The organism is Stenotrophomonas maltophilia group sp. RNC7, assembly GCF_030910085.1.
Lineage (GTDB): Bacteria > Pseudomonadota > Gammaproteobacteria > Xanthomonadales > Xanthomonadaceae > Stenotrophomonas > Stenotrophomonas sepilia.
This window is the reverse complement of sequence record NZ_JAVFVN010000923.1, coordinates 1-324: the sequence shown is the minus strand read 5'-3', so window position 1 is coordinate 324 and position 324 is coordinate 1. Positions and strand designations below refer to the sequence as shown.

Sequence of the window (324 nt, the reverse complement as noted above, 5' to 3'; positions counted from 1 at the left end):
ACAAGCCAAATCAATCTCATACAGTCGACTGAAATCCTTTACCCCCTGCTCCATGCGAGTATTTGTCAATATACAGGGCTTCTCCAGCGTCTCCCATACACTATACAGAATTTGGGCCTCATTACTTCGCTCCCCATAGTTGCGCACAGGCGCAACCGGCACAGGCACAATTCCGCCAATGACGCAGCCCCAGAAGGCGCTTATGAAGTCCTCCGGGCTATCAAACTGTAAAATCGCCTTGTCCGCTGGCTGGAGCCCCGATTTTCTAAGCCCGGTCAGCACCCGCTCCGCATCGGCGATTAAATCGCAGTAGCGCCGAAAATA

At 52.8% G+C, this 324-nt stretch carries 1 pseudogene; it reads right to left on the bottom strand.

Features of this window, described 5'->3' with window-relative positions:
• Positions 1-324, bottom strand: a pseudogene (locus tag RCF13_RS23615) (hypothetical protein); the annotation flags it as partial.